Annotated in this window: 15 protein-coding genes and 1 pseudogene; 6 read left to right on the plus strand and 10 right to left on the minus strand. The window is 71.5% G+C overall.

Annotated features, from left to right (window positions below):
- The first annotated feature begins 5 nt into the window (after window positions 1-5).
- Window positions 6-923 (plus strand): alpha/beta hydrolase, encoded by a 918-nt coding sequence (locus AB0K03_RS04920; protein WP_364680539.1) that lies wholly within the window; start codon window positions 6-8, stop codon window positions 921-923.
- A 3-nt stretch (window positions 924-926) separates the two neighbouring features.
- On the opposite strand, the gene AB0K03_RS04925 is transcribed toward AB0K03_RS04920, so the two are convergent.
- On the minus strand, window positions 927-2,111 hold the full coding sequence (locus tag AB0K03_RS04925) for an MFS transporter (RefSeq protein WP_364680542.1): 1,185 nt from the start codon (window positions 2,109-2,111) through the stop codon (window positions 927-929).
- A 467-nt stretch (window positions 2,112-2,578) separates the two neighbouring features.
- On the opposite strand from AB0K03_RS04925, the gene AB0K03_RS04930 reads away from it, so the two are divergent.
- Both AB0K03_RS04930 and AB0K03_RS04935 read left to right on the plus strand, forming a co-directional pair.
- Entirely contained in the window at window positions 2,579-3,127 is a 549-nt protein-coding gene (locus AB0K03_RS04930; protein WP_364680545.1) for a polysaccharide deacetylase family protein, read from the plus strand.
- Between the two features lie 4 nt (window positions 3,128-3,131).
- Entirely contained in the window at window positions 3,132-4,211 is a 1,080-nt protein-coding gene (locus tag AB0K03_RS04935) for an LCP family protein (RefSeq protein WP_364680548.1), read from the plus strand.
- On the opposite strand, the gene AB0K03_RS04940 is transcribed toward AB0K03_RS04935, so the two are convergent.
- Window positions 4,199-4,960, minus strand: coding sequence for a helix-turn-helix domain-containing protein (locus AB0K03_RS04940; RefSeq protein WP_364680550.1), 762 nt, complete (start codon window positions 4,958-4,960; stop codon window positions 4,199-4,201). The genes AB0K03_RS04935 and AB0K03_RS04940 overlap by 13 nt on opposite strands.
- Before the next feature lie 65 nt (window positions 4,961-5,025).
- Between AB0K03_RS04940 and AB0K03_RS04945 the strand changes: the two genes are divergently transcribed.
- The gene (locus AB0K03_RS04945; protein ID WP_364680553.1) at window positions 5,026-5,592 is read left to right on the plus strand and encodes a TIGR03086 family metal-binding protein; all 567 of its coding nucleotides are present in this window, start codon (window positions 5,026-5,028) and stop codon (window positions 5,590-5,592) included.
- A 50-nt stretch (window positions 5,593-5,642) separates the two neighbouring features.
- On the opposite strand, the gene AB0K03_RS04950 is transcribed toward AB0K03_RS04945, so the two are convergent.
- From AB0K03_RS04950 to AB0K03_RS04960, 3 genes and pseudogenes are all read right to left on the minus strand, one after another.
- On the minus strand, window positions 5,643-8,546 hold the full coding sequence (locus tag AB0K03_RS04950; RefSeq protein ID WP_364680556.1) for a vitamin B12-dependent ribonucleotide reductase: 2,904 nt from the start codon (window positions 8,544-8,546) through the stop codon (window positions 5,643-5,645).
- 626 nt (window positions 8,547-9,172) lie between these two features.
- A pseudogene (gene nrdR, locus AB0K03_RS04955) lies at window positions 9,173-9,613 on the minus strand (transcriptional regulator NrdR); the annotation flags it as partial.
- A 654-nt stretch (window positions 9,614-10,267) separates the two neighbouring features.
- Window positions 10,268-10,525 (minus strand): LysM peptidoglycan-binding domain-containing protein, encoded by a 258-nt coding sequence (locus AB0K03_RS04960; protein WP_364680558.1) that lies wholly within the window; start codon window positions 10,523-10,525, stop codon window positions 10,268-10,270.
- Between the two features lie 426 nt (window positions 10,526-10,951).
- Between AB0K03_RS04960 and lexA the strand changes: the two genes are divergently transcribed.
- Complete coding sequence (gene lexA / locus AB0K03_RS04965; protein ID WP_249613636.1) at window positions 10,952-11,674, plus strand: transcriptional repressor LexA; 723 nt, start codon at window positions 10,952-10,954, stop codon at window positions 11,672-11,674.
- Between the two features lie 171 nt (window positions 11,675-11,845).
- On the opposite strand, the gene AB0K03_RS04970 is transcribed toward lexA, so the two are convergent.
- Window positions 11,846-13,840, minus strand: a complete 1,995-nt coding sequence (locus AB0K03_RS04970) for a hypothetical protein (RefSeq protein WP_364680560.1) — start codon at window positions 13,838-13,840, stop codon at window positions 11,846-11,848.
- 135 nt (window positions 13,841-13,975) lie between these two features.
- The gene (hflX, locus tag AB0K03_RS04975) at window positions 13,976-15,373 is read right to left on the minus strand and encodes a GTPase HflX (RefSeq protein ID WP_364680563.1); all 1,398 of its coding nucleotides are present in this window, start codon (window positions 15,371-15,373) and stop codon (window positions 13,976-13,978) included.
- A gap of 172 nt (window positions 15,374-15,545) precedes the next feature.
- Here hflX and AB0K03_RS04980 point away from each other — a divergent pair, with 172 nt between their 5' ends.
- Entirely contained in the window at window positions 15,546-17,006 is a 1,461-nt protein-coding gene (locus AB0K03_RS04980) for an NAD-dependent malic enzyme (protein ID WP_364680566.1), read from the plus strand.
- On the opposite strand, the gene AB0K03_RS04985 is transcribed toward AB0K03_RS04980, so the two are convergent.
- The 3 genes from AB0K03_RS04985 to miaA are packed head-to-tail and all read right to left on the minus strand — an operon-like array spanning window position 16,967 to window position 19,565.
- Complete coding sequence (locus AB0K03_RS04985) at window positions 16,967-17,788, minus strand: glycerophosphodiester phosphodiesterase family protein (RefSeq protein ID WP_364680568.1); 822 nt, start codon at window positions 17,786-17,788, stop codon at window positions 16,967-16,969. The genes AB0K03_RS04980 and AB0K03_RS04985 overlap by 40 nt on opposite strands.
- On the minus strand, window positions 17,788-18,633 hold the full coding sequence (gene dapF, locus AB0K03_RS04990) for a diaminopimelate epimerase (RefSeq protein ID WP_364680570.1): 846 nt from the start codon (window positions 18,631-18,633) through the stop codon (window positions 17,788-17,790). Before dapF ends, AB0K03_RS04985 begins: the two co-directional genes overlap by 1 nt.
- A gap of 8 nt (window positions 18,634-18,641) precedes the next feature.
- Window positions 18,642-19,565, minus strand: a complete 924-nt coding sequence (gene miaA / locus AB0K03_RS04995; protein ID WP_364680573.1) for a tRNA (adenosine(37)-N6)-dimethylallyltransferase MiaA — start codon at window positions 19,563-19,565, stop codon at window positions 18,642-18,644.
- Between the last annotated feature and the right edge of the window lie 29 nt (window positions 19,566-19,594).

Genomic DNA, 19,594 nt, shown 5'->3' on the forward strand with positions numbered 1-19,594 from the left:
GAGGGATGACCGTGATCAATGACCGTCTGGTCGACGCCGGGACGCTACCCGTGGCCGTCCGGGACTTCGGCGGGGACCAGCCTCCCCTGCTTCTCCTGCACGGCGCCGGCGGGAATCTGGCCATGATGACGACGCTGGCGCGCTCGCTCCGGCCCCGGTTCCGCGTGATCACCATGGACCTGCGCGGGCACGGGCGCTCCGGGGACGGGCCGTGGACCTGGGATGACGCTCTCGGAGACATCGCCGCTGTGGCCGTACACATGGAATTGGATCGTCCTGCGGTTGTCGGGCATTCGCTCGGCGGAATGCTCGCGGTCTTGTGGGGGCAACGGCATCCGGAGTCGCCGGGTGTGGTGAGTCTCGACGGGAATCCGCCACCGTCGCGTGTGGAGCAGTTGCCGGGATTGGATCCGGAGCGGGCCGCCGCGGAATTGGCGCGGTTGCGGTCGATTTTCGACGGGATGCAGGCGCGGATGGGGCAGACCATTCCGGCTACGGATCTGCCCGATCTGGTGGAACGGCAACGGATGGCGGCCCGGGACATGGGAGCCAACGAGAAGGTGTGGATCGAGGGCTTCCGGCGCAATCTCGCGCATCGCGACGGGGAGACGTCGCTGCGGCCTTCCGCCGAGACGTCCGCTTCTTTGCGTACGCTGATGAGCGAGCTCGATCTCGGCCCGGTGTACGCCTCGACTCCCGCGCCGACGCTCGCCGTTCTCGCCACCCGGGATCTGCCGGAGCAGGAGCCGCTCGCCGACCTTTATGCCGCGCACCGGCGTTATCTGGTGGAGCAGGCCGCCGCGGGGGCGAAGGCGAACCCGCGCATGCGGTATCTGCAATTGGAGGACGCGTCGCACGCGATGGTCATCGAGCAGCCGGAATTGCTAGCCTCGCTGATCGGCGATTTCCTGCAGCGCGGGTGATGCTCAGGATCGCGGCAATGGGCGGGACGCGGCGGATCCGATGAGGCCCAGCCCGATCGCCACGACGACGACCAGAAGCGCGCTCAGCACGCCGACGTGTTCGGCCAGCAATCCGATCAGCGGCGGGCCGGCGAGGAAAGCGCCGTACCCGATGGAGCCCGCGACCGATACGCGGATCGCGGCGCGCAGCGGGTCGTCGGCCGCCGCGCTCATGCCGATCGGGAAGCCGAGCGACGCGCCCGCGCCCCACAGCAGCGCGCCGGCCAGGACGGCCGGGACGCCGATGCCGGAGACCACGATCAGCAGGCCCGCCAGCGCCGACACGGCCGTCAGGCGCAGCGTCGTCACCCGGCCCCAGCGTTCGATCGCGGAGCCGCCGAAGAGCCGGCCCAGCGTCATCGCCGTCACGAAGAAGCCGAAGCCGACCGCGCCGACCGCCTCCGAGGCGCCGTAGCCGTCGACGAGGCCGATCGCCAGCCAGTCGTTCGCGGCGCCCTCGGTGAAGCCGAAGCCGAGCATGATGACGCCGATGAGCAGGGTGCGAGGCTCGCGCCAGGCGTCGCGGACGCGGCCGCGCGGCGCCGGCTCGCCGTGCTCCTGCGGCACCGGGAGGAACCGGCGGACCGTGGCCAGCATGACCGCCGCCGCCACCGCAGCCGTGAGCAGGACCTGCACGGTCACGCTGACCCCCGAGGCCGCCGCGGCCGCGCTCACCCCCGCTCCCCCGACCGTGCCCAGGCTGAACCCGGCATGAAAGCGCGGCATCAGGGTGCGGCCGAGCCGCCGCTCCACGTCCGCGCCCTCGACGTTCATCGCGACGTCCCAGGTGCTGTTGCCCATGCCGATCAGCACCAGCCCGAAGCCCGCGAGCGGCACCGAGCCGGCGGCCGCGCCTACGCCGAGACCGACCAGCCCCACGACCACGGACATGCTGCCGAACAACACCGCGCGGGCCGGGCCGAGGCGCTGCACGAGCGGCCCGGCGAGCGGGATCGCGGCCACGGCCGCGCCGGACAGGCACAGCAGCAGAAGGCCGAAGCCGGCCGGGGAAAGACCGAGATCATCGCGTACGGCGGGGGCCCGCGCGAGCCAGCCACCGAAGGCCAGCCCGTTCGTGGCGAAGGTGACGCCGACGGCGACCTTGGCGCGCTCGAGGCGGGGAGGGTCGAGAAGGTCAGCGCTCACCATCCGAACTTAACCGTTAAAGCGGCGCGATGCCCGCCGAGGAGCAGTCTGTGAACAGGGACACGGACGCGCGAACGCGCCGGGAATCTGCCCCTCTGACCTCGACATGGCCGGAAAAAGCGTCCGAAGGGAAGGTCCTCATCAGTTCCTGATATGCCGCCGCCAGACTTTCCACCACTTCGTGACCCGACGCCGCTCCCACGACAGCGACGCACGAAGCCGGGGTGGTGACGAGGATGATGCAACGACAAGGCGGCAGCCGGCGGGTATTCCTCGCCCTCGGCGGTCTCACACTGCTCAGCGCCTGCGCGAAGGAACAGCCGCCCGCGCCCGGTCCCAGTGCGCAGGCGCTGCTCCAGTCGTCTCCGCCACCATCGCCGCCATCGCCGCCTCCCACACCGTCCGGCATTCCGGTACAGCGCGAGCCGCGATACGTCGTGCCCGCCTCGTCCGCCCGGAAGGGGTCGAAGGTGGTGGCCCTGACCCTCGACGACGGTCCGGACCCGAGGTACACCCCCGAGGTTCTGGCGATCCTGCGGAAACACCACATCACCGCGACGTTCTTCGTCATCGGCCAGAGCGCGGCGGCTCATCCCGACCTCATCCGGTCCGTCGCGGACGCCGGGCACGCCGTCGGCACCCACACCTGGTCGCACGCGAACCTGAGAAAACTCCCCGCCGGGAAGGTGAAGACGGAGATAGGACGTGCCGTCGAGACCGTCACCGCCACGACCGGCCGGACGCCGACCCTGTTCCGCGCCCCCTACGGCAACTGGTCCCGCACCGTGTTCACCGAATGCGCGGCGATGGGCCAGACCTCCATAGCGTGGGATGTCGACCCGCGGGACTGGGACAACCCGGGCAGCGCACACATCAGCTCGACGGTGCTGGACCAGGTGGGGAACCGGTCGATCGTGCTCACCCACGACGGGGGCGGCGACCGGTCCCAGACGGTACGGGGACTGCGGCACTTCATCCCCGTGCTCCTCGACTCCGGCTACACGTTCGTGGGAGTGTGACGGCATGGCGGTACGCCCTCGTCCGAGGCGCCGCTGGCGCCTGGTGCTCGCCGTCGTCGTCGCCGTTGTCGCCACCGGATCGGTGGCGGCCGTGGCCGGCCTCAACGCCCTCTCGGGCCGTTACGAAAACCGGGTCAACCGGGCCGATCTGCTTCCGGCACCGACCCGGTCCGGCGGCAGGACGGAACCGCCGAAGGTACGCGGTCCGTTGAATCTGCTGCTCATCGGATCAGACAGTCGCACGAAGGGCGAACCTGGGGACGGTCGCAGCGATGTCGTCATTCTCGTTCACATCCCCGCGGGGACCCGCCACGCATATGTGATCTCCATTCCCCGTGACACCTACCTCCCGATCGCGACGGCCGACGGCGAGCCGGGAAGACGGGACAAGGTGAATGCGGCATTCGCCCGGGGCGGTGCACCCCGGCTCGTGCAGACGCTCGACCACTTCACCGGCAGCACGGTCGACTGGCCGGTCATCGTGGACTTCGCCGGAGTCCGGAAGCTCACCGATCTGGTCGGCGGCGTCGACGTCGTCGTCGACAAGACGGCCGTCGACAGGTACCGCTTCCTGCCGGAGGACAGCCCGTACCCGTCAGCGCCGTGCACCGACCCGCAGGGGCGGTCCCGCCGCTGTGTGCTCTTCACCGCGGGCAAGGTGCATCTCGACGGCAAGCTCGCGGAGTACTACGTTCGCCAGCGCAGGGGCCTCCCCAACGACGACTTCGACCGGGCCAAGCGGCATCAGCAGTATCTGCGGGCGCTCGCCGGGAAAGTCGCCGACCGGAACGTGCTCACCGATCCGCGTGCCTTGGACCGACTGGTAGGGGCCGCAGCCGGCATGCTCACCGTGGACCGCAGCATGCCCGTGCAACGCCTGGCGTACACGCTCCGAAGCCTGCGCCCGAAGGACTTGACCTTCATGACGCTGCCCATCGCCGAGAACCGGGACGTACCCGGGGTCGGTGCGGTGATGGTCCCCGACGCCGAGCGCTGCGGGGAACTGTTCGCAGCGCTGCGCGCCGACCGGCTGGACCGCTACGTGACCAAGTACCCCCCGAACGACGTCAGTCACGGCCGCTGAGCCCGCTGTCCGGGCATGGGATAGCGCTGGGCGTACGCGGTGGGGGACTCGCCCACCATCGCGGTGAAGTCGCGGATCAGGTGCGGCTGGTCGGCGTACCCGAGCTCCGCCGCCACCCCGGCCCAGTCGACGCCGCCGGCGGCGAGACGTTCGCTCACCTCGTGCAGGCGGTAACGGCGGATGACCCATTTCGGGCCGAGGCCCACGTACTCGTGGAAGAGGCGCTGCAGCCGGCGCAGGCCCATGCCGTGCGCGCGGGCGAGCTGGTCCGCTCGGGTGATCCGCGGCTCGCGCCGTACGTGCTCGACGACGGCGGCCACCGTACCGGCGAGCGGGTCCGGCCGGAGCCGTTCACACAGGAAATCCTCGGCCTCGTCCTCCCGCGGCACCGCCCCGAAGATCTCCGCCGCGGGCACCGAGCGACCCACGAGCGTCGCGGCGGCAGCGCCCGCGAACGGCCGGAAGCACCCGGGCCGGAACGCCACGCCGAACACCCGCCCCCGCCCCTCCAGCACCCGCACGACATGCCGCCGCGCCGGGCCGGTGACCAGCGCCTCGCCGTCCCGGAAGGTCAGGTGCACGCAGGGATAGGGCACGACCTTCTGAAGGTACGGGGGCTGCCCGCGAAGATCCCACTCCACGCCCCAGTAGTGGTCCACGAACGGCGCCAGATCGGGCGGCGGGTCGGCGTACCGGATGCTCTGGAACGAAGCCCAGGCACCGCGCAGCTCCCGGGCGTCCCTCGGCACAGCCACCCCCCGGCGTCGCGTTTGTTCAAGACCGCGGCCGCCCGCTCACCGTATCGTCGACGGCCATGCGGGAACACGACCTTCTCAAGCCGGCCCTCGGGCCGACGCTGGCGGTGCTGCGGGCCATCGGCCCGGACCAGCTCGATCTGCCCACCCCGTGCACGGATCTCACGGTACGGGGACTCCTCGATCACCTGGCCGAATGGGCGCCGATCCTCGCAGCGGCAGCCGGATCCCCGGCCGCCCCGGCCGCATCACTCCGCCTCCGGGACGAGCCGACCGAGCTCGCGGAGGCCCTGACCCGGCTTGCGGACGCCTGGTCGCAGCCGTCCGCCTGGGCGGGCACGACGACGATGGGCGGTGGCGACCCGCTGCCCGCGGCGATGGTCGGCGGGATGGCGCTGGGCGAGATCGTGCTGCACGGCTGGGACCTCGCCCGGGCCACCGGCCGCTCCCCCGTGTGGGACGCCGAGGTGGTGGCGTTCCTGCACCGCGAGGTGGAGCGGACTGCCGAGCTGGGACGGCAGGTCAAGGCGTACGGTCCGGAATTCCCGGTGCCGGAGACGGCGCCGGCGCTGGACCGGGCACTGGGATTGTCGGGCCGCGATCCGAACTGGACACCCGCGGCCTGAGAACGACAATGCCTCCCACCCCGGGACCGGGGTGGGAGGCATTCAGCGTGTCAGCTGCAGCCGGACGTCGAGCCGCAGCCCTCGCAGACGTAGCAGCTGCCCGCGGGCCGCATCTTCGTGCCGCAGGTGAAGCAGAGCGGCGCGTCCGCCGACGTGCCGAGGACCTTCTCCAGCAGCTCCGTCGAGGAGTGCGGGGACTTCTCGGGCTCCGCTGCGGTGCCCTCCACCGCGGCCGACACCGGGGCCGGGGCCGCCGGGGTCGTGGCCGCGCCGACCGGGGCGGAGACGGGGGCCGAGGCCGCCATGCCCGCCAGGTCGACGCCGGCCGCCTCCGCCGCCTCGGCCGCGACCTGGGCCGCGCGCTCCTTGGCGGTGAAGATGCCCAGCTCGGCGCGGGTGTCGTACGGCAGGAAGTCCAGCGCGAGGCGGCGGAAGATGTAGTCCATCACCGACGCGGCCATGCGCACGTCCGGGTCGTCGGTCATGCCGGCCGGCTCGAAGCGCATGTTCGTGAACTTGCTGACGTACGTCTCGAGCGGGACGCCGTACTGCAGTCCTATCGAGATCGCCACCGAGAAGGCGTCCATGACGCCGGCCAGGGTGGAGCCCTGCTTCGACATCTTCAGGAAGACCTCGCCGAGGCCGTCGTCCGGGTAGGACGACGCCGTCAGGTAGCCCTCGGCGCCGCCGACCGAGAACGACACCGTCTCCGACGGGCGCTTCTTCGGCAGCCGCTTGCGGACCGGGCGGTACTCGACGACCTTCTCCACGACCTTCTCGACCTGGGCCTCGGCCGGGGTCTCGGTCTCCGCCGCCGCCTTGTTCGGCTTCGCCACGGACAGCGGCTGGCCGACCTTGCAGTTGTCGCGGTAGATCGCGAGCGCCTTGAGGCCGAGCTTCCAGCCCTGGAAGTGGATGTGCTCGATGTCCTCGACGGTCGCCGACTCCGGCATGTTGACCGTCTTGGAGATCGCGCCGGAGATGAACGGCTGCACCGCGGCCATCATCCGGACGTGGCCCATCGGGGCGATGGTGCGCTCACCCATGGCGCAGTCGAAGACCGGGTAGTGCTCCGGCTTGAGGCCGGGGGCGTCGATGACGTTGCCGTGGTCGGAGATGTGCTCGACGATCGCCTCGACCTGCTCCTCGGGGTAGCCGAGGCTGCGCAGCGCGCGCGGCACGGTCTGGTTGACGATCTGCATCGAGCCGCCGCCGACGAGCTTCTTGAACTTGACGAGGGCCAGGTCGGGCTCGATGCCGGTGGTGTCGCAGTCCATCATCAGGCCGATGGTGCCGGTCGGCGCGAGCACGGAGGCCTGGGCGTTGCGCCAGCCGTTCTTCTCGCCGATCTTGATGCCGTCCTGCCACTGCTTGGTGGCTTCCTTGACCAGCGCGGCCGCGACCGGGCTGGTGGGGCGGATCTCGTCGTTCGCGGCGGCGTGCTTGCGCATGACGCGCTTGTGCGCTTCGGCGTTGCGGGCGTAGCCGTCGTACGGGCCGACGACCCCGGCGATCTCCGCGGAGCGGCGGTACGCCGTTCCCGTCATGAGCGAGGTGATGCCGGCGGCGACGCTGCGACCACCCTCCGAGTCGTACGGCAGGCCGGACGCCATCAGCAGCGCGCCGAGGTTCGCGTACCCGATGCCGAGCTGGCGGTAGGCCCGCGTGGTCTCGCCGATCTTCGGCGTGGGGAAGTCCGCGAACGCGATGGAGATCTCCATCGCGGTGATGACGAACTCGACGCTCTTGACGAACTTCTGAACCTCGAAGCCGCCGTCGGCGTTGAGGAACTTCATCAGGTTCAGCGAGGCGAGGTTGCAGGACGAGTCGTCCAGCGACATGTACTCCGAGCACGGGTTCGACGCGGTGATGCGGCCGGTCTCGGGGTTGGTGTGCCAGTCGTTGATGGTGTCGTCGTACTGCATGCCCGGGTCGGCGCACTCCCACGCGGCCTGGGCGATGTCGCGGAACAGCTTCTTGGCGTCGATGGTCTCGATGACCTCGCCATGCAGCCGGCCGCGCAGGTCGAACGTGGTGCCCTCCTCGACCGCGCGCATGAACTCGTCGCTGACGCGCACCGAGTTGTTGGCGTTCTGGTACTGCACGCTGACGATGTCGGAGCCGCCGAGGTCCATGTCGAAACCGGCGTCCCGCAGCGCGCGGATCTTGTCTTCCTCGCGCGCCTTGGTGGTGACGAACTCCTCGATGTCGGGGTGGTCGACGTCGAGGATGACCATCTTGGCCGCGCGCCGGGTGGCGCCGCCGGACTTGATGGTGCCCGCGCTGGCGTCCGCGCCGCGCATGAAGCTGACCGGGCCGCTGGCGGTGCCGCCGGAGGACAGCAGCTCCTTGGACGACCGGATCCGGGACAGGTTCACGCCGGAGCCGGAGCCGCCCTTGAAGATCAGCCCCTCCTCCTTGTACCAGTCCAGGATGGAGTCCATCGAGTCGTCCACGGACAGGATGAAGCAGGCGCTGACCTGCTGCGGCGACTTGGTGCCGACGTTGAACCAGACCGGCGAGTTGAAGCTGAACACCTGGTGCAGCAGCATCCACGTCAGCTCGTGCTCGAACAGCTCGGCGTCGTCCGGGGTCGCGAAGTAGCGGTGGTCCTCGCCGGCCTTGCGGTAGGTCTTCACCACGCGGTCGATGAGCTGCTTGAGCGACCACTCCCGCTCCGGCGTGCCGACCGCACCCCGGAAGTACTTGGTCGTGACGATGTTCGCGGCGTTGACGCTCCAGAACGTCGGGTACTCGACGCCCCGCTGCTCGAAGTTGACGGACCCGTCCCGCCAGTTCGTCATGACGACGTCGCGGCGCTCCCACTCGACCTCGTCATAAGGGTGAACACCCTCGGTCGTCCAGACCCGCTCGACGCGCAGCCCCCCGACCGCGGCGCCCCCGTTGCCAGCGCGACTGCGCTGCCTACCTGCTGTCATGCCGTCACCGGCCATTAATGCTCCCCCTCGAACGATCGCGGCTTCCCCACCGCGATCCGTTTTCCGACATCGGTCGCGGTCCGCAGGACCGCGCCTTCTTCCAAGCCTCTTCCGGTACGCGCAGCCTTCGTGCGGCTCCTGCTACGCGTGTTTCAGGTACGGGTGCCGCGAGGCGACTGCCTCAACGTGTGGCGCAGGGCGCCCGCCTCCACGCGCGTCGCGCCGCCCTCGCCGGCCCGCGTGCCCGTCCTCTCCTAGGGCGACCGGTCGCCGATCTTCGGCACCCGGACGTCCGGCGTGTCCGTGCTTCCCGGCCGCCGCCCGTCGGACGTGTCCGGGCTTGCAGCGCGCCGCCCGTCCGGCGTGTCCGGGCCTCCCAGACGCCGCCCCTCGGACGTGTCCGGGCCTCCTGGGCGCCGCCCGTCAGACGTGTCCGGGCTTGCCGGGCGCCGCCCGTCAGACGTGTCCGGGTTTCCCGGGCGCCGCCCCTCGGACGTGTCCGGGCCTCCCAGACGCCGCCCGTCAGACGTGTCCGGGTTTCCCGGGCGCCGCCCGTCAGACGTGTCCGGGTTTCCCGGGCGCCGTCCGCTCGATCTCGTGGGGACGACGTGCCGCGCGGCCGTCGCCTCCCGGGCGTTCGCCGCCTCCCGCAGTTCGGAGATCTCGCGCTCGAACTCGTCCAGCGAGTCGAACGACTTGTAGACGCTCGCGAACCTGAGGTAGGCGACCTGGTCCAGCTCCCGCAGCGGGGTGAGGATCGCCAGCCCGACATCATGGCTGGGCACCTCGGCCGCCCCCTTGGCGCGGACCGTCTCCTCCACCCGCTGGGCGAGCAGGGCGATCGAGTCCTCGTCGACGGGCCGGCCCTGGCACGCCTTGCGGACCCCGCTCATGATCTTCGTCCGGCTGAAGGGCTCGGTGACACCGCTGCGCTTGACGACGGCGAGCACCGCTTCCTCGACGGTGGTGAACCGCTTGCCGCACTCGGGGCACGAGCGACGGCGACGGATCAGCTGACCGTCGTCGGCCTCACGCGAGTCGACCACGCGAGAATCCGCGTGCCGGCAGTACGGGCACCGCACCGCAGTCCTCCTGTCGCCGGGCTGTCATCCCAGGGAGTCGACGGCGGCATTCCCACATCCGGGCACGCCGAACGCAGCCCCGCGGTGATCATTTTCCGCCTCGGAGCTGTGGACGAACCTGTGGACGATGAGGGGACCAGACCCCAACCTGTGGACGACTTACACCCTTGTAACTACTAGATGTTGGGGTCGACGTTAAGCCCCTGCGGACACCGACGCAAGTTCACCGGCGGGTCGGCGCGCCGTATTTTCTACCTCAACACGACCGGTGCCGCGGCGGTCACGGCCAGCACCGGAAACCTTGATCAACAGATCCGCCGGCCCCGGAGCCGCCCCGCCGGGAAGGACTGTGATCTTGGCCAACGAGGGCCACGGAAGACTCCGGACGAGCACCGCCCGGCTCGCCGCCGGGTCGGCACAAGACCACTGACAGCGGCCACGAGACCCCCCATAGAGCCGCCTGCACGGGCGCGGCGCGCCGCGAACGGCCGGAACTCGCCGGGATAGAGCGCCGCGGGCGATGCGACGCGAGGCGCCGGCCCGGCACCAGACGAACGACGCGGAGACGCGGGGCAGGCGACGCGCGGCGAGCGGCGCACCCAGCGGGGCGACGCGACGAGAGGCACGGGCCAGCGGCGCGAAGCAGACCCGCCCTCAGCGGCCACGCGGGACGACGAGGGTCTCGCCCGCGTACACGTACCAGTCGTCGATGTCGTTGAGCTGACGGATGTCGTCGATCACACCGAGCGGCGCCCGGTCCGGCGCGACGCGTTCGGCGATCGACCAGAGCGAGTCGTTCGGCTGCACGACGACCGTGGGTGGCGGACCCACCGGTTCGTCGGCGCGCGAGGCAGTGGTCCACAACACTGCGCTGGCAAGCGACGCCAGCAGTACGAAGAAGGTGAGGACCACGATCCGGCCTCGCCGCGTCAACCGGAGCGGGGCCGGACGCCCCGGGCGGACACCAGTGGCTACCACGGCGTATTCCTTTCCTCGCATGCGTCGCTCGGACAAGCGTTCGATCGAACGCCCGTACGACGGTGTATCAGAACAGGCGTACGGAAGTCGAGCACTTCCGGGCGACACGCCGAGAGAAAGTCGTACAGATGTTTGAATATGTCGTACCGCGCCGATACGGTCTTGCATCAAGAGGGGTCAGCCGGGCGCGAGTCCATCCCCACGACTTCCGTCCGGCTCCGCGAGCAGACCACGCGCCGTCGAAGGCCGTGGCCGACAAGGAGGGCGGACGTGTCGAGCGACGACCGGACGATCCGGCAAGACCAGATCCGGCAGGACCAGAAGGACTCCAAGCTTGAGGCCGCGAACACCAGGGCGGGCCTGCGCCGTCGTTCCCCGGCCCGCTCCCGGGCCGCGGACGCGCCGCAGCTGCGGTCGGTCACCCCGGTGGTCAGCCAGTTCCCGGACCTGGTCACCGCCGATCTGACGGCCCGGCAGCGCCGGATCCTCGAGTTCATCAAGGACTGGGTGGAGCGGTACGGCTACCCCCCGAGCGTCCGCGAGATCGGCGAGGCGGTCGGCCTGGTCTCCCCGTCGAGCGTCGCGTACCAGCTGAAGGAGCTCGAGAAGAAGGGCTTCCTGCGGCGCGACCCCAACCGGCCGCGCGCGGTGGACGTGCGCTCGCCCAGCGACATGGTCGACGACGAGACGCTGCGGTCGGCGCGCCCCACCCCGGCGTACGTTCCGCTGGTGGGCCGCATCGCCGCCGGTGGGCCGATCCTGGCCGAGCAGGCCGTGGAGGAGTTCTTCCCGCTGCCGCGCGAGCTCGTCGGCGAGGGCGAGGTCTTCATGCTCGAGGTCAAGGGCGACTCGATGATCGACGCGGCCATCTGCAACGGCGACTGGGTGGTGGTCCGCCAGCAGCCCACGGCCAACGTCGGCGACATCGTGGCCGCGATGATCGACGGCGAGGCCACGGTGAAGAGCTACCGGCAGCGGGACGGGCACGTGTGGCTGATGCCCGCCAACCCGGCCTTCGACCCGATCCCCGGCGACGACGCCACCATCATGGGCCGCGTCGTGGCAGTCCTGCGCCGCGTCTGACGAAGCCCGCAGCGACACGGTCGCGGTGCCAGACGGCGCGCAGGCCCGTGTAACGACGACGGCCGACCCACCGGGAGGCGGGTCGGCCGTCGCGTCGTCCATGACACCCGGCAGGCCGGGGCTCGTCCATGACTCCCGGCAGGGCCGGGTTGACCGAGGTCCCCGCCGCTGTCAGCGGCCCTGCGGGAATCGGCCGTCGCGGCCGTGCGGGGTGCCCGTGTTCGTCGCCCCGTTCTGGCGGGACGGGGCGTAGTTCTGGGTGCCGAAGAAGCCCGCCGGGCGGGGCGAAGCCGTGCTCTGCTGCCGGCCGCCGCCCGGTGGGGGCGGGGGCGGGGCGCCGTAGACGCCTCCGCGGCCGGAACCGCCGCCGCCCGCTGGACGGGGGTTCTGCGCGCCGCCGCCGGGGCGGGGCTGACCGCCCTGGGCCGGCCGCACCGGCGCGCCGCCGGCGGGACGGGCCGGCTGACCACCAGCGGGACGAGCAGGCTGACCACCAGCCGGGCGAGCAGGCTGACCACCAGCGGGACGACCAGGCTGACCACCAGCCGGGCGAGCCGGCTGACCACCAGCGGGACGACCAGGCTGTCCACCCGCGGGCCGGGCAGGCGGAGCGGCACCCGGGCGGCCGGGCTGGCCACCGGCGGGACGAGCGGGCTGGCCCCCGCCGGGACGGCCCGGCTGGGCGGCACCCGGACGCCCGGGCTGAGCACCCGCCGGACGCCCTGCCGGAGCCGCGCCCGGACGACCGGGCGGCGTGGCTCCAGGACGACCCGGCGGCGTCGCGCCCGGACGACCCGGCGGCGTGGCGCCCGGACGACCCGGCGGCGTGGCGCCCGGACGACCCGGCGGCGTCGCGCCCGGGCGGCCCGGCTGGCCGGACTGCGGCGGGCGGCCTCCGCCGGCTCCATACACGCCGCCCTGCTGCGCTTTTGCTCCGTACACGGGGCCGGATGTGCGTGGAGGGCCGCCGACGGCGAGGAGTTCGGTTTCGGCGTCGCTCGGCTTGGGACCGGTCGGTTCGTCGTCGGGATCCGCCGGTTCCGGGAGGGGCTTCTTGCGGGAGCGGACGATGCCGAAGATGCCCGCGCCGACGAGCAGGGCGCCGAGGACGCCGACCGCGCCCACGAGGTAGGTGATGTCGGAGAGGCTGAGCTGCGAGAACCAGCTGGGGCCCTTGTCCTTCGCGGCGTCCCCGGCGGCGCCCGCGTCGGCCGTCAGGACCTGCGTGGCCGGGGTGTAGCGGAGGATGTAGTTGGTCGCGCCCTCCTCCTCGATGTCGCCGAAGTCGGACACCGTGGCGAAGGTCTTGCCGTCCGCGCTGTAGGTGATGGCCTCGCCGAACGGCTCATTGGGCAGACCCGTCACGCGCGGCTTGTTCTTCAGCGCCGCGATGACGTCACCGTTGGTGACATCCCATTCGAAGGCGTCGAGGTACGTCCGCAGCACGACCTTCTTGCCGTCCGGCGACATCGCGCCGCCCGTGACGACGCCCTGCGCGAGGCGGGCGAACGCGGTTCCGGGGGTGGACGTCCGCGGGAGCTCGACCTGGCCGACCTTCTTCAGCGGGACGCCCTCGGTGTTGTTCGACTTGAGGGCTGCCGCCGGGGCGTAGATCTGGGCCGGGCCGATGAGCTCCTTGGTGACGATGAGGGGCTGGCCCTTGCCGTCGAGGAGCAGGGCCTCGGCGTCGTGGTAGTCGCCGTCGGGGTACGCCAGCCGGTGGATCTTGGGTTCCTTGGATCCGTCCACCGGCATGGTCCAGACGCTGATCGTGTCGCGGTGGGTGGGCGGCTTCGCGCGTACGCCGTTGTCGCCGGTGTCCGCGATCCACAGCGTCTTGCCGTCCGGCGACAGGATCATGTCCTCGGTGTCGGCCGGGCCCCGGCCGCTGTAGCCGACCCGCTTGGCGATGTCGCACTGACCGTCGAGGAAGAACACCTTCTCGCGGGCCGAGCTGTCCGTGCCGTCGTTGATGACGACGTAGCCGTCGTCGGTCGCCACGATGCCGGAAAGCTCGTTGAGGAGCGGATCGGTGACCTTGCACACCTTCTTGCCGGCCGCGGCCTTCGCCTGGGTGGCCGCGGGGGCCGGTTCGGCGGAGGCGGGCACGGCCCCCAACATCACAAGCCCGGAGGCGAGGATGACCGGGAACACGAGACGCCGCATCCGATCAGTGTCGCATGCGGTGTCCCGTACCGGTGTTACGCGTGGATCAACCCTGGTCGGACGGGCCGTGCCGGGGTACGGAACAGGCACGCCGCTCCCCGTCCACACGGGAGAGCGGCGTGCCGTGATGTGTCGTTATGCCCGGAAAGGCGCCAGCTCGGCGGCCAGCTGCTCGTCCACCCGTACGCGAAGCTCGGAGCCCTCGTCGGTGTGCCGGGTATCCAGAACCTGACCGCGCCGGTGGATGCGGGCCACGAGATCACCCCGGTCGTACGGCAGCAGCACCCGCAGGTCGACAGCCGGACGCGGCAGCCGCTGCGCGATGGCCGCGTGCAGCTCGGCGATGCCCTGCCCGGAGCGGGCCGAGACGAAGACGGCGTCGGGCCAGGCCCGCTTGAGCCGCAGCATCGTCTCCTCGTCGGCGGCGTCGACCTTGTTGACCACCAGGAGCTCGGGGATCTTGTCGGCGCCCACCTCGCTCAGCACCTCGCGGACGGCCGTGACCTGACCCTCGGGGTCCGGGTGGGCGCCGTCGACGACGTGCACGACGAGGTCCGCGTACGCCACCTCCTCCAGCGTCGAGCGGAACGCCTCGACGATCTGGTGCGGCAGGTGCCGGACGAAACCGACGGTGTCCGAGAGCGTGAAGACGCGCCCGTCCTCGGCCGCCGTCCGCCGCGTCGTCGGGTCGAGGGTGGCGAACAGCGCGTCCTCCACCAGCACGCCCGCCGACGTCAGCCGGTTGAGCAGGCTCGACTTGCCCGCGTTGGTGTAGCCGGCGATCGCCACGGCCGGTACGCCGCTCGTGGAGCGGCGGGACCGCTTGGTCTGGCGTACGGTCCGCATGGCCTTGATCTCGCGCCGCAGCTTCGCGATGCGGTGGTTGATCCGGCGCCGGTCGGTCTCCAGCTTCGTCTCACCGGGACCACGGGTGCCCACACCACCGCCGCCGGAGCCGCCACCGGCGCCACCGCCCTGCCGGGACAGTGATTCACCCCAGCCGCGCAGTCGCGGGAGGAGGTACTGCAGCTGGGCGAGCTCGACCTGCGCCTTACCTTCCTTGCTCTTCGCGTGCTGGGCGAAGATGTCGAGGATCAGCGCGGTCCGGTCGACGACCTTGACCTTGGTCTGCTGCTCGAGGTTGCGCAGCTGGGACGGCGACAGCTCGCCGTCGCAGATGACGGTGTCGGCGCCCGTCGAGATGACCACGTCGCGCAGCTCGTCGACCTTGCCGCGGCCGATGAACGTCGCCGAGTCGGGGCGGGAACGCCGCTGGATGAGGCCTTCGAGCACCTGGGAGCCGGCCGTCTCGGCCAGCGCGGCGAGCTCGCTCAGCGAGTTCTCGGCGTCGGAGACGCTGCCCTCGGTCCAGACGCCGACCAGGACTACTCGCTCGAGCCGCAGCTGCCTGTACTCGACCTCGGTGATGTCCGTGAGCTCGGTGGACAGGCCGGCGACGCGCCGCAGCGAGTGCCGCTCCTCCAGTTCCAGCTCACCGGTGGTGACGTCGGGTTCGAAAAGCTCAGTTCGCAAAAGGTGACCTCCTCAGCCCGATCGTGGCACGCCGCCGGGGGCTGCGCATCCACATAACGGGGCTGGGCGTTGTCGCAGAGTGTCTGACTCTTCAGTAACCACCGCGATGGCCCCCGATATTCCGGAAGCGCAAGAATGCGGATACTCACCCGCCAACGACGGAGGGACTCCCGTGGTGACCACCCGCCTGCCCAGCGCAGGATTCTCGATCACGATCCGGATCGCCGTGACCGCCGACGCGTCGTCGATCGGCCGGCTCACCACCTGTGTGGGTGAGGCGGGCGCGATCGTGACGGCCCTCGACGTGGTGGACTCCGACCCCGGCCGGGTCCTCGTCGACCTCACCTGCGACACCGCCGACTCGACCCACGCCGACCAGGTCGTCAAGAACCTGGAGGAACAGGACGGCGTGGATGTCCGGAAGGTGTCCGACCGTACGTTCCTGCTGCACCTCGGCGGCAAGATCGAGGTGGCGTCGAAGGTGGCGCTGCGCAACCGTGACGAGCTGTCGCGGGCGTACACGCCGGGTGTCGCGCGGGTCTGCATGGCCATCGCGGAGAACCCGGCCGACGCGCGCCGGCTGACGATCAAGCGCAACACCGTCGCGGTGGTCAGCGACGGCTCCGCCGTGCTCGGGCTGGGCAACATCGGCCCCGCCGCGGCGATGCCGGTGATGGAGGGCAAGGCCGCGCTGTTCAAGCGGTTCGGCGGGGTGGACGCGTGGCCGGTGGTGCTCGACACCCAGGACACCGACGAGATCGTGCAGATCGTGAAGGCGATCGCCCCGGCGTACGGGGGGATCAACCTGGAGGACATCGCGGCGCCGCGGTGCTTCGAGATCGAGATGCGGCTGCGCGAGCTGCTCGACATCCCGGTCTTCCACGACGACCAGCACGGCACCGCGATCTGCGTGCTGGCCGCGCTGACGAACGCGCTGCGGGTGGTCGGCAAGAACCTCGCCGACGTCAAGGTGGTCGTCTCGGGCGCGGGCGCCGCGGGTACGGCGATCATGAAGCTGCTGCTGCGTCAGGGCGTGGGCGACATCATCGCGTACGACCGCAGGGGCGCGCTGCACCGCGGCATGGCGGACCTGAACCCGACATGGGAGTGGCTGGTGGAGAACACCAACCGCGACAACTATTCGGGCGACCTGCCGGGCGCGCTGGTCGGCGCGGACGTCTTCATCGGGGTCAGCGCCCCGAACCTGCTCACCGGCGACGACATCGCCAAGATGGCCGACAAGTCGATCGTGTTCGCGCTGGCCAACCCCGACCCGGAGGTGGACCCGCGGGAGGCGCGCAAACACGCCGCCGTCGTGGCCACCGGCCGCTCCGACCAGCCCAACCAGATCAACAACGTGCTGGCGTTCCCGGGCGTGTTCCGCGGCATGCTCGACGTGGCCGCCGAGGAGTTCACCGAGGAGATGGCGCTCGCCGCGGCGATGGCCATCGCGAACGTGGTGGGCGAAGACAAGATCAACCCGACGGTGATCATCCCGAGCGTGTTCGACGCGCGCGTCACCCCGGCCGTGGCCGCCGCGATCCGGGCGACCGTCAAGGGCACCCCGCCCCCGCAGAACCAGGCGGCGGTGCCTCAGGCCGAGCTGGACGAGGCCCCGGCGGAGACCTTCTGACGTGCGGCTGCCCAACCGGTGAGCTCCCCGGTGTGGTCGGTGATCAGCCCGGCCACGCCGGCGCCGACCAGGTCCGGCCAGAGGGTGATGTCGTTGGCCGTCCACGGCATGACCGCGACCCCCGCGTCCGCCAGCGCTGCGACGGTCTCCGGGGAGCCGAGCACGGCGTTCATCGACGGGTTGCAGTAGGCGACGCCGAGTTCCCCGGCGACCTCGACCTGCGACGTGTCGAAGCCGTCGCGGAGCAGGCCGCGGCGTACGTCGGGGGCGGCCTCACCGGCGAGGCGGACGACGGCCGGGTCGAAGCTCTGCACGACCGTACGGTCCAGCAGGCCCGCCTCGGCGACCTGGCCGACGATGACTTTCACCTGTTCGAGGGTGGCCGGCGGCTTGATCTCCAGCAGCAACTCGACCCGCGGGGCGACCGACGGTGTCACGCCGGCTTCGACCGCCTCGTCGGCCAGCACCGCGTGCGGGCGCAGCAGCTCCAGCACGTCGCTGAGCCGGGGGACGCCGGTTCCCGCGTACGCCGGGGAGAACCAGGAGCCCGCGTCGAGCCGCGCGATCTCGTCGAGGGTGAGTTCCCAGACCTTGCCCGAGCCGTCCGTCGTCCGGTCGACCGTGCGGTCGTGGATGACCACGGGTACGCCGTCCGCGGTCGTCCGGACGTCGAACTCGATGAACGTGGCGCCGGCGAGGACCCCGGCGGCGAGGGCGGGCAGGGTGTTCTCGGGCGCGACGGCGGAGTAGCCGCGGTGCGCGACGCGGTGCAGCGTCCCCATCAGCCGAGCGCCGCCACGTCGACCTCGCCGGTGGCGACCAGCACCGCCGGCCCGGCCAGCCACCAGCGGCCCGCGCCGTCGGCGGTGACGGTGAGGCGGCCGCCGGGCAGGTCGACCGCGACCACGCCGGTGGCGAGGCCGGCGTCGCGCAGGGCCACCGCCCCGACCGCGAGGGCGCCGGAGCCGCAGGACAGCGTCTCGGCCGAGCCGCGCTCGTACACCCGCATGTGCACGTGCAGGTCGGCGCCGTCGACCGGGTCCCCGGGGGCGGTGAACTCGATGTTGACGCCGTCCGGGAACAGGGCGGGGTCGTAGCCCGGCGCCACGTGCAGGTCCAGCGACGCCAGGTCCACCCCGTCGTGCAGCGCGCTGACCAGGTGCGGGTTGCCGCAGTTCACGGCGATGCCCGGCATGGCCAGCGGGCCGACGGTCGCGGTGCCGGCCGCGTACACCTGAGGGGTTGTCATGTGGACGGAGATGAGCGGGCCGTCGACGAGCGCGCGCACCACGCCGGCGCGGGTGGCGACCGGCAGGCCCTGCGGGCCGGGCGTCGCGAGACCCTCGCTGAGCAGGTAGCGGGTGAAGACCCGGACCCCGTTGCCGCACATCTCGGCGAACGACCCGTCGGAGTTCCAGTAGTCCATGAACCACTCGGCGTCGGCCGCGTGGCCCGCGCCGTCGGCGTGCTTGGCGGCGCGCACGACCCGCAGGACGCCGTCCGCGCCGATGCCCCGGTGGCGGTCGCACAACGCCGCCACGACCTGCGGCGTCAGGTCGAGCGCCCCGTCCGGGTCGGGCAGGATGACGAAGTCGTTGCCGGTGCCGTGGCCCTTGGTGAACAACACGCGTTCCATCATCGCGCAGCCGCCGCGCAGGCCGCCAACGCGTCCTCCACCACGGTGGGCGAGGCGGCGTCGAGCCAGGTCACGCGGGTGTCGCGGCGGAACCACGAGCGTTGCCGGCGGACGAAACGGCGGGTCGCGCGTACGGTCTCCGCCCGCGCTTCCTCCTCGGTCAGCTCGCCGTCGATCTGGGCGAGCGCCTGCTGATAGCCCAGCGCCCGGCTCGCCGTACGGCCCTCGCGCAGGCCGAGGCGGTCGAGGGCGCGTACCTCCTCGATCAGGCCGCTGTCCCACATGAGGTCGACCCGGTCCGCGATGCGCCGGTCCAGCTCCGCGGTCTCCCGGTCCACGCCGATCTGGACCGCGTCGTAGTACGGCTTCGGCTCGGGCAGCGCCGCGGTGAACGGCGCGCCGGTCATCTCGATGACCTCCAGGGCCCGCACGATGCGCCGGCCGTTGGACGGCAGGATCTTGGCGGCGGCCTCCGGATCGGCCTCGGACAGCCGCGCGTACAGGGGTGCGGGGCCGGCCGCGGCCAGCTCCGCCTCGAGCCGTTCCCGGATGGCGGGATCCGTGCCGGGGAATTCGAACTCCTCCAGCACGGCCCGCACGTACAGCCCCGAGCCGCCCACCACGAGCGGTACGCGGCCCCGCGCGGCGATGTCGTCGACGGCCGCCCGAGCTGCCTTCTGGTACTCGGCGACGCTCGCGGGGAACGTGACGTCCCAGAGGTCGAGGACGTGGTGGGGTACGCCTTCGCGCTCGTCGGGGGCCAGTTTGGCCGTACCGATGTCCATGCCGCGGTAGAGCTGCATGGAGTCGGCGTTGACCACCTCGCCGCCGAGCGCGTGCGCGAGGGCCAGGCTGAGCGCCGACTTCCCCGCCGCGGTGGGTCCCACGACGGCGACCACTGGTGAGCGTGGGAGCAATAGCACGCAGTCACCGTAACGGGCTGGTCACGGTC

It is taken from the genome of Actinoplanes sp. NPDC049316 (assembly GCF_040677315.1).
Taxonomy (GTDB): Bacteria; Actinomycetota; Actinomycetes; order Mycobacteriales; family Micromonosporaceae; genus Actinoplanes.

Bases quoted from the DNA above. Each gene is read 5' to 3' on its own strand.
- AB0K03_RS04920 (WP_364680539.1), top strand. From the start codon at position 6: ATGACCGTGATCAATGACCGTCTGGTCGACGCCGGGACGCTACCCGTG.
- AB0K03_RS04925 (WP_364680542.1), bottom strand. From the start codon at position 2,111: ATGGTGAGCGCTGACCTTCTCGACCCTCCCCGCCTCGAGCGCGCCAAG.
- AB0K03_RS04935 (WP_364680548.1), top strand. From the start codon at position 3,132: ATGGCGGTACGCCCTCGTCCGAGGCGCCGCTGGCGCCTGGTGCTCGCC.
- AB0K03_RS04945 (WP_364680553.1), top strand. From the start codon at position 5,026: ATGCGGGAACACGACCTTCTCAAGCCGGCCCTCGGGCCGACGCTGGCG.
- AB0K03_RS04950 (WP_364680556.1), bottom strand. From the start codon at position 8,546: ATGGCCGGTGACGGCATGACAGCAGGTAGGCAGCGCAGTCGCGCTGGC.
- AB0K03_RS04970 (WP_364680560.1), bottom strand. From the start codon at position 13,840: ATGCGGCGTCTCGTGTTCCCGGTCATCCTCGCCTCCGGGCTTGTGATG.
- AB0K03_RS04985 (WP_364680568.1), bottom strand. From the start codon at position 17,788: ATGGGGACGCTGCACCGCGTCGCGCACCGCGGCTACTCCGCCGTCGCG.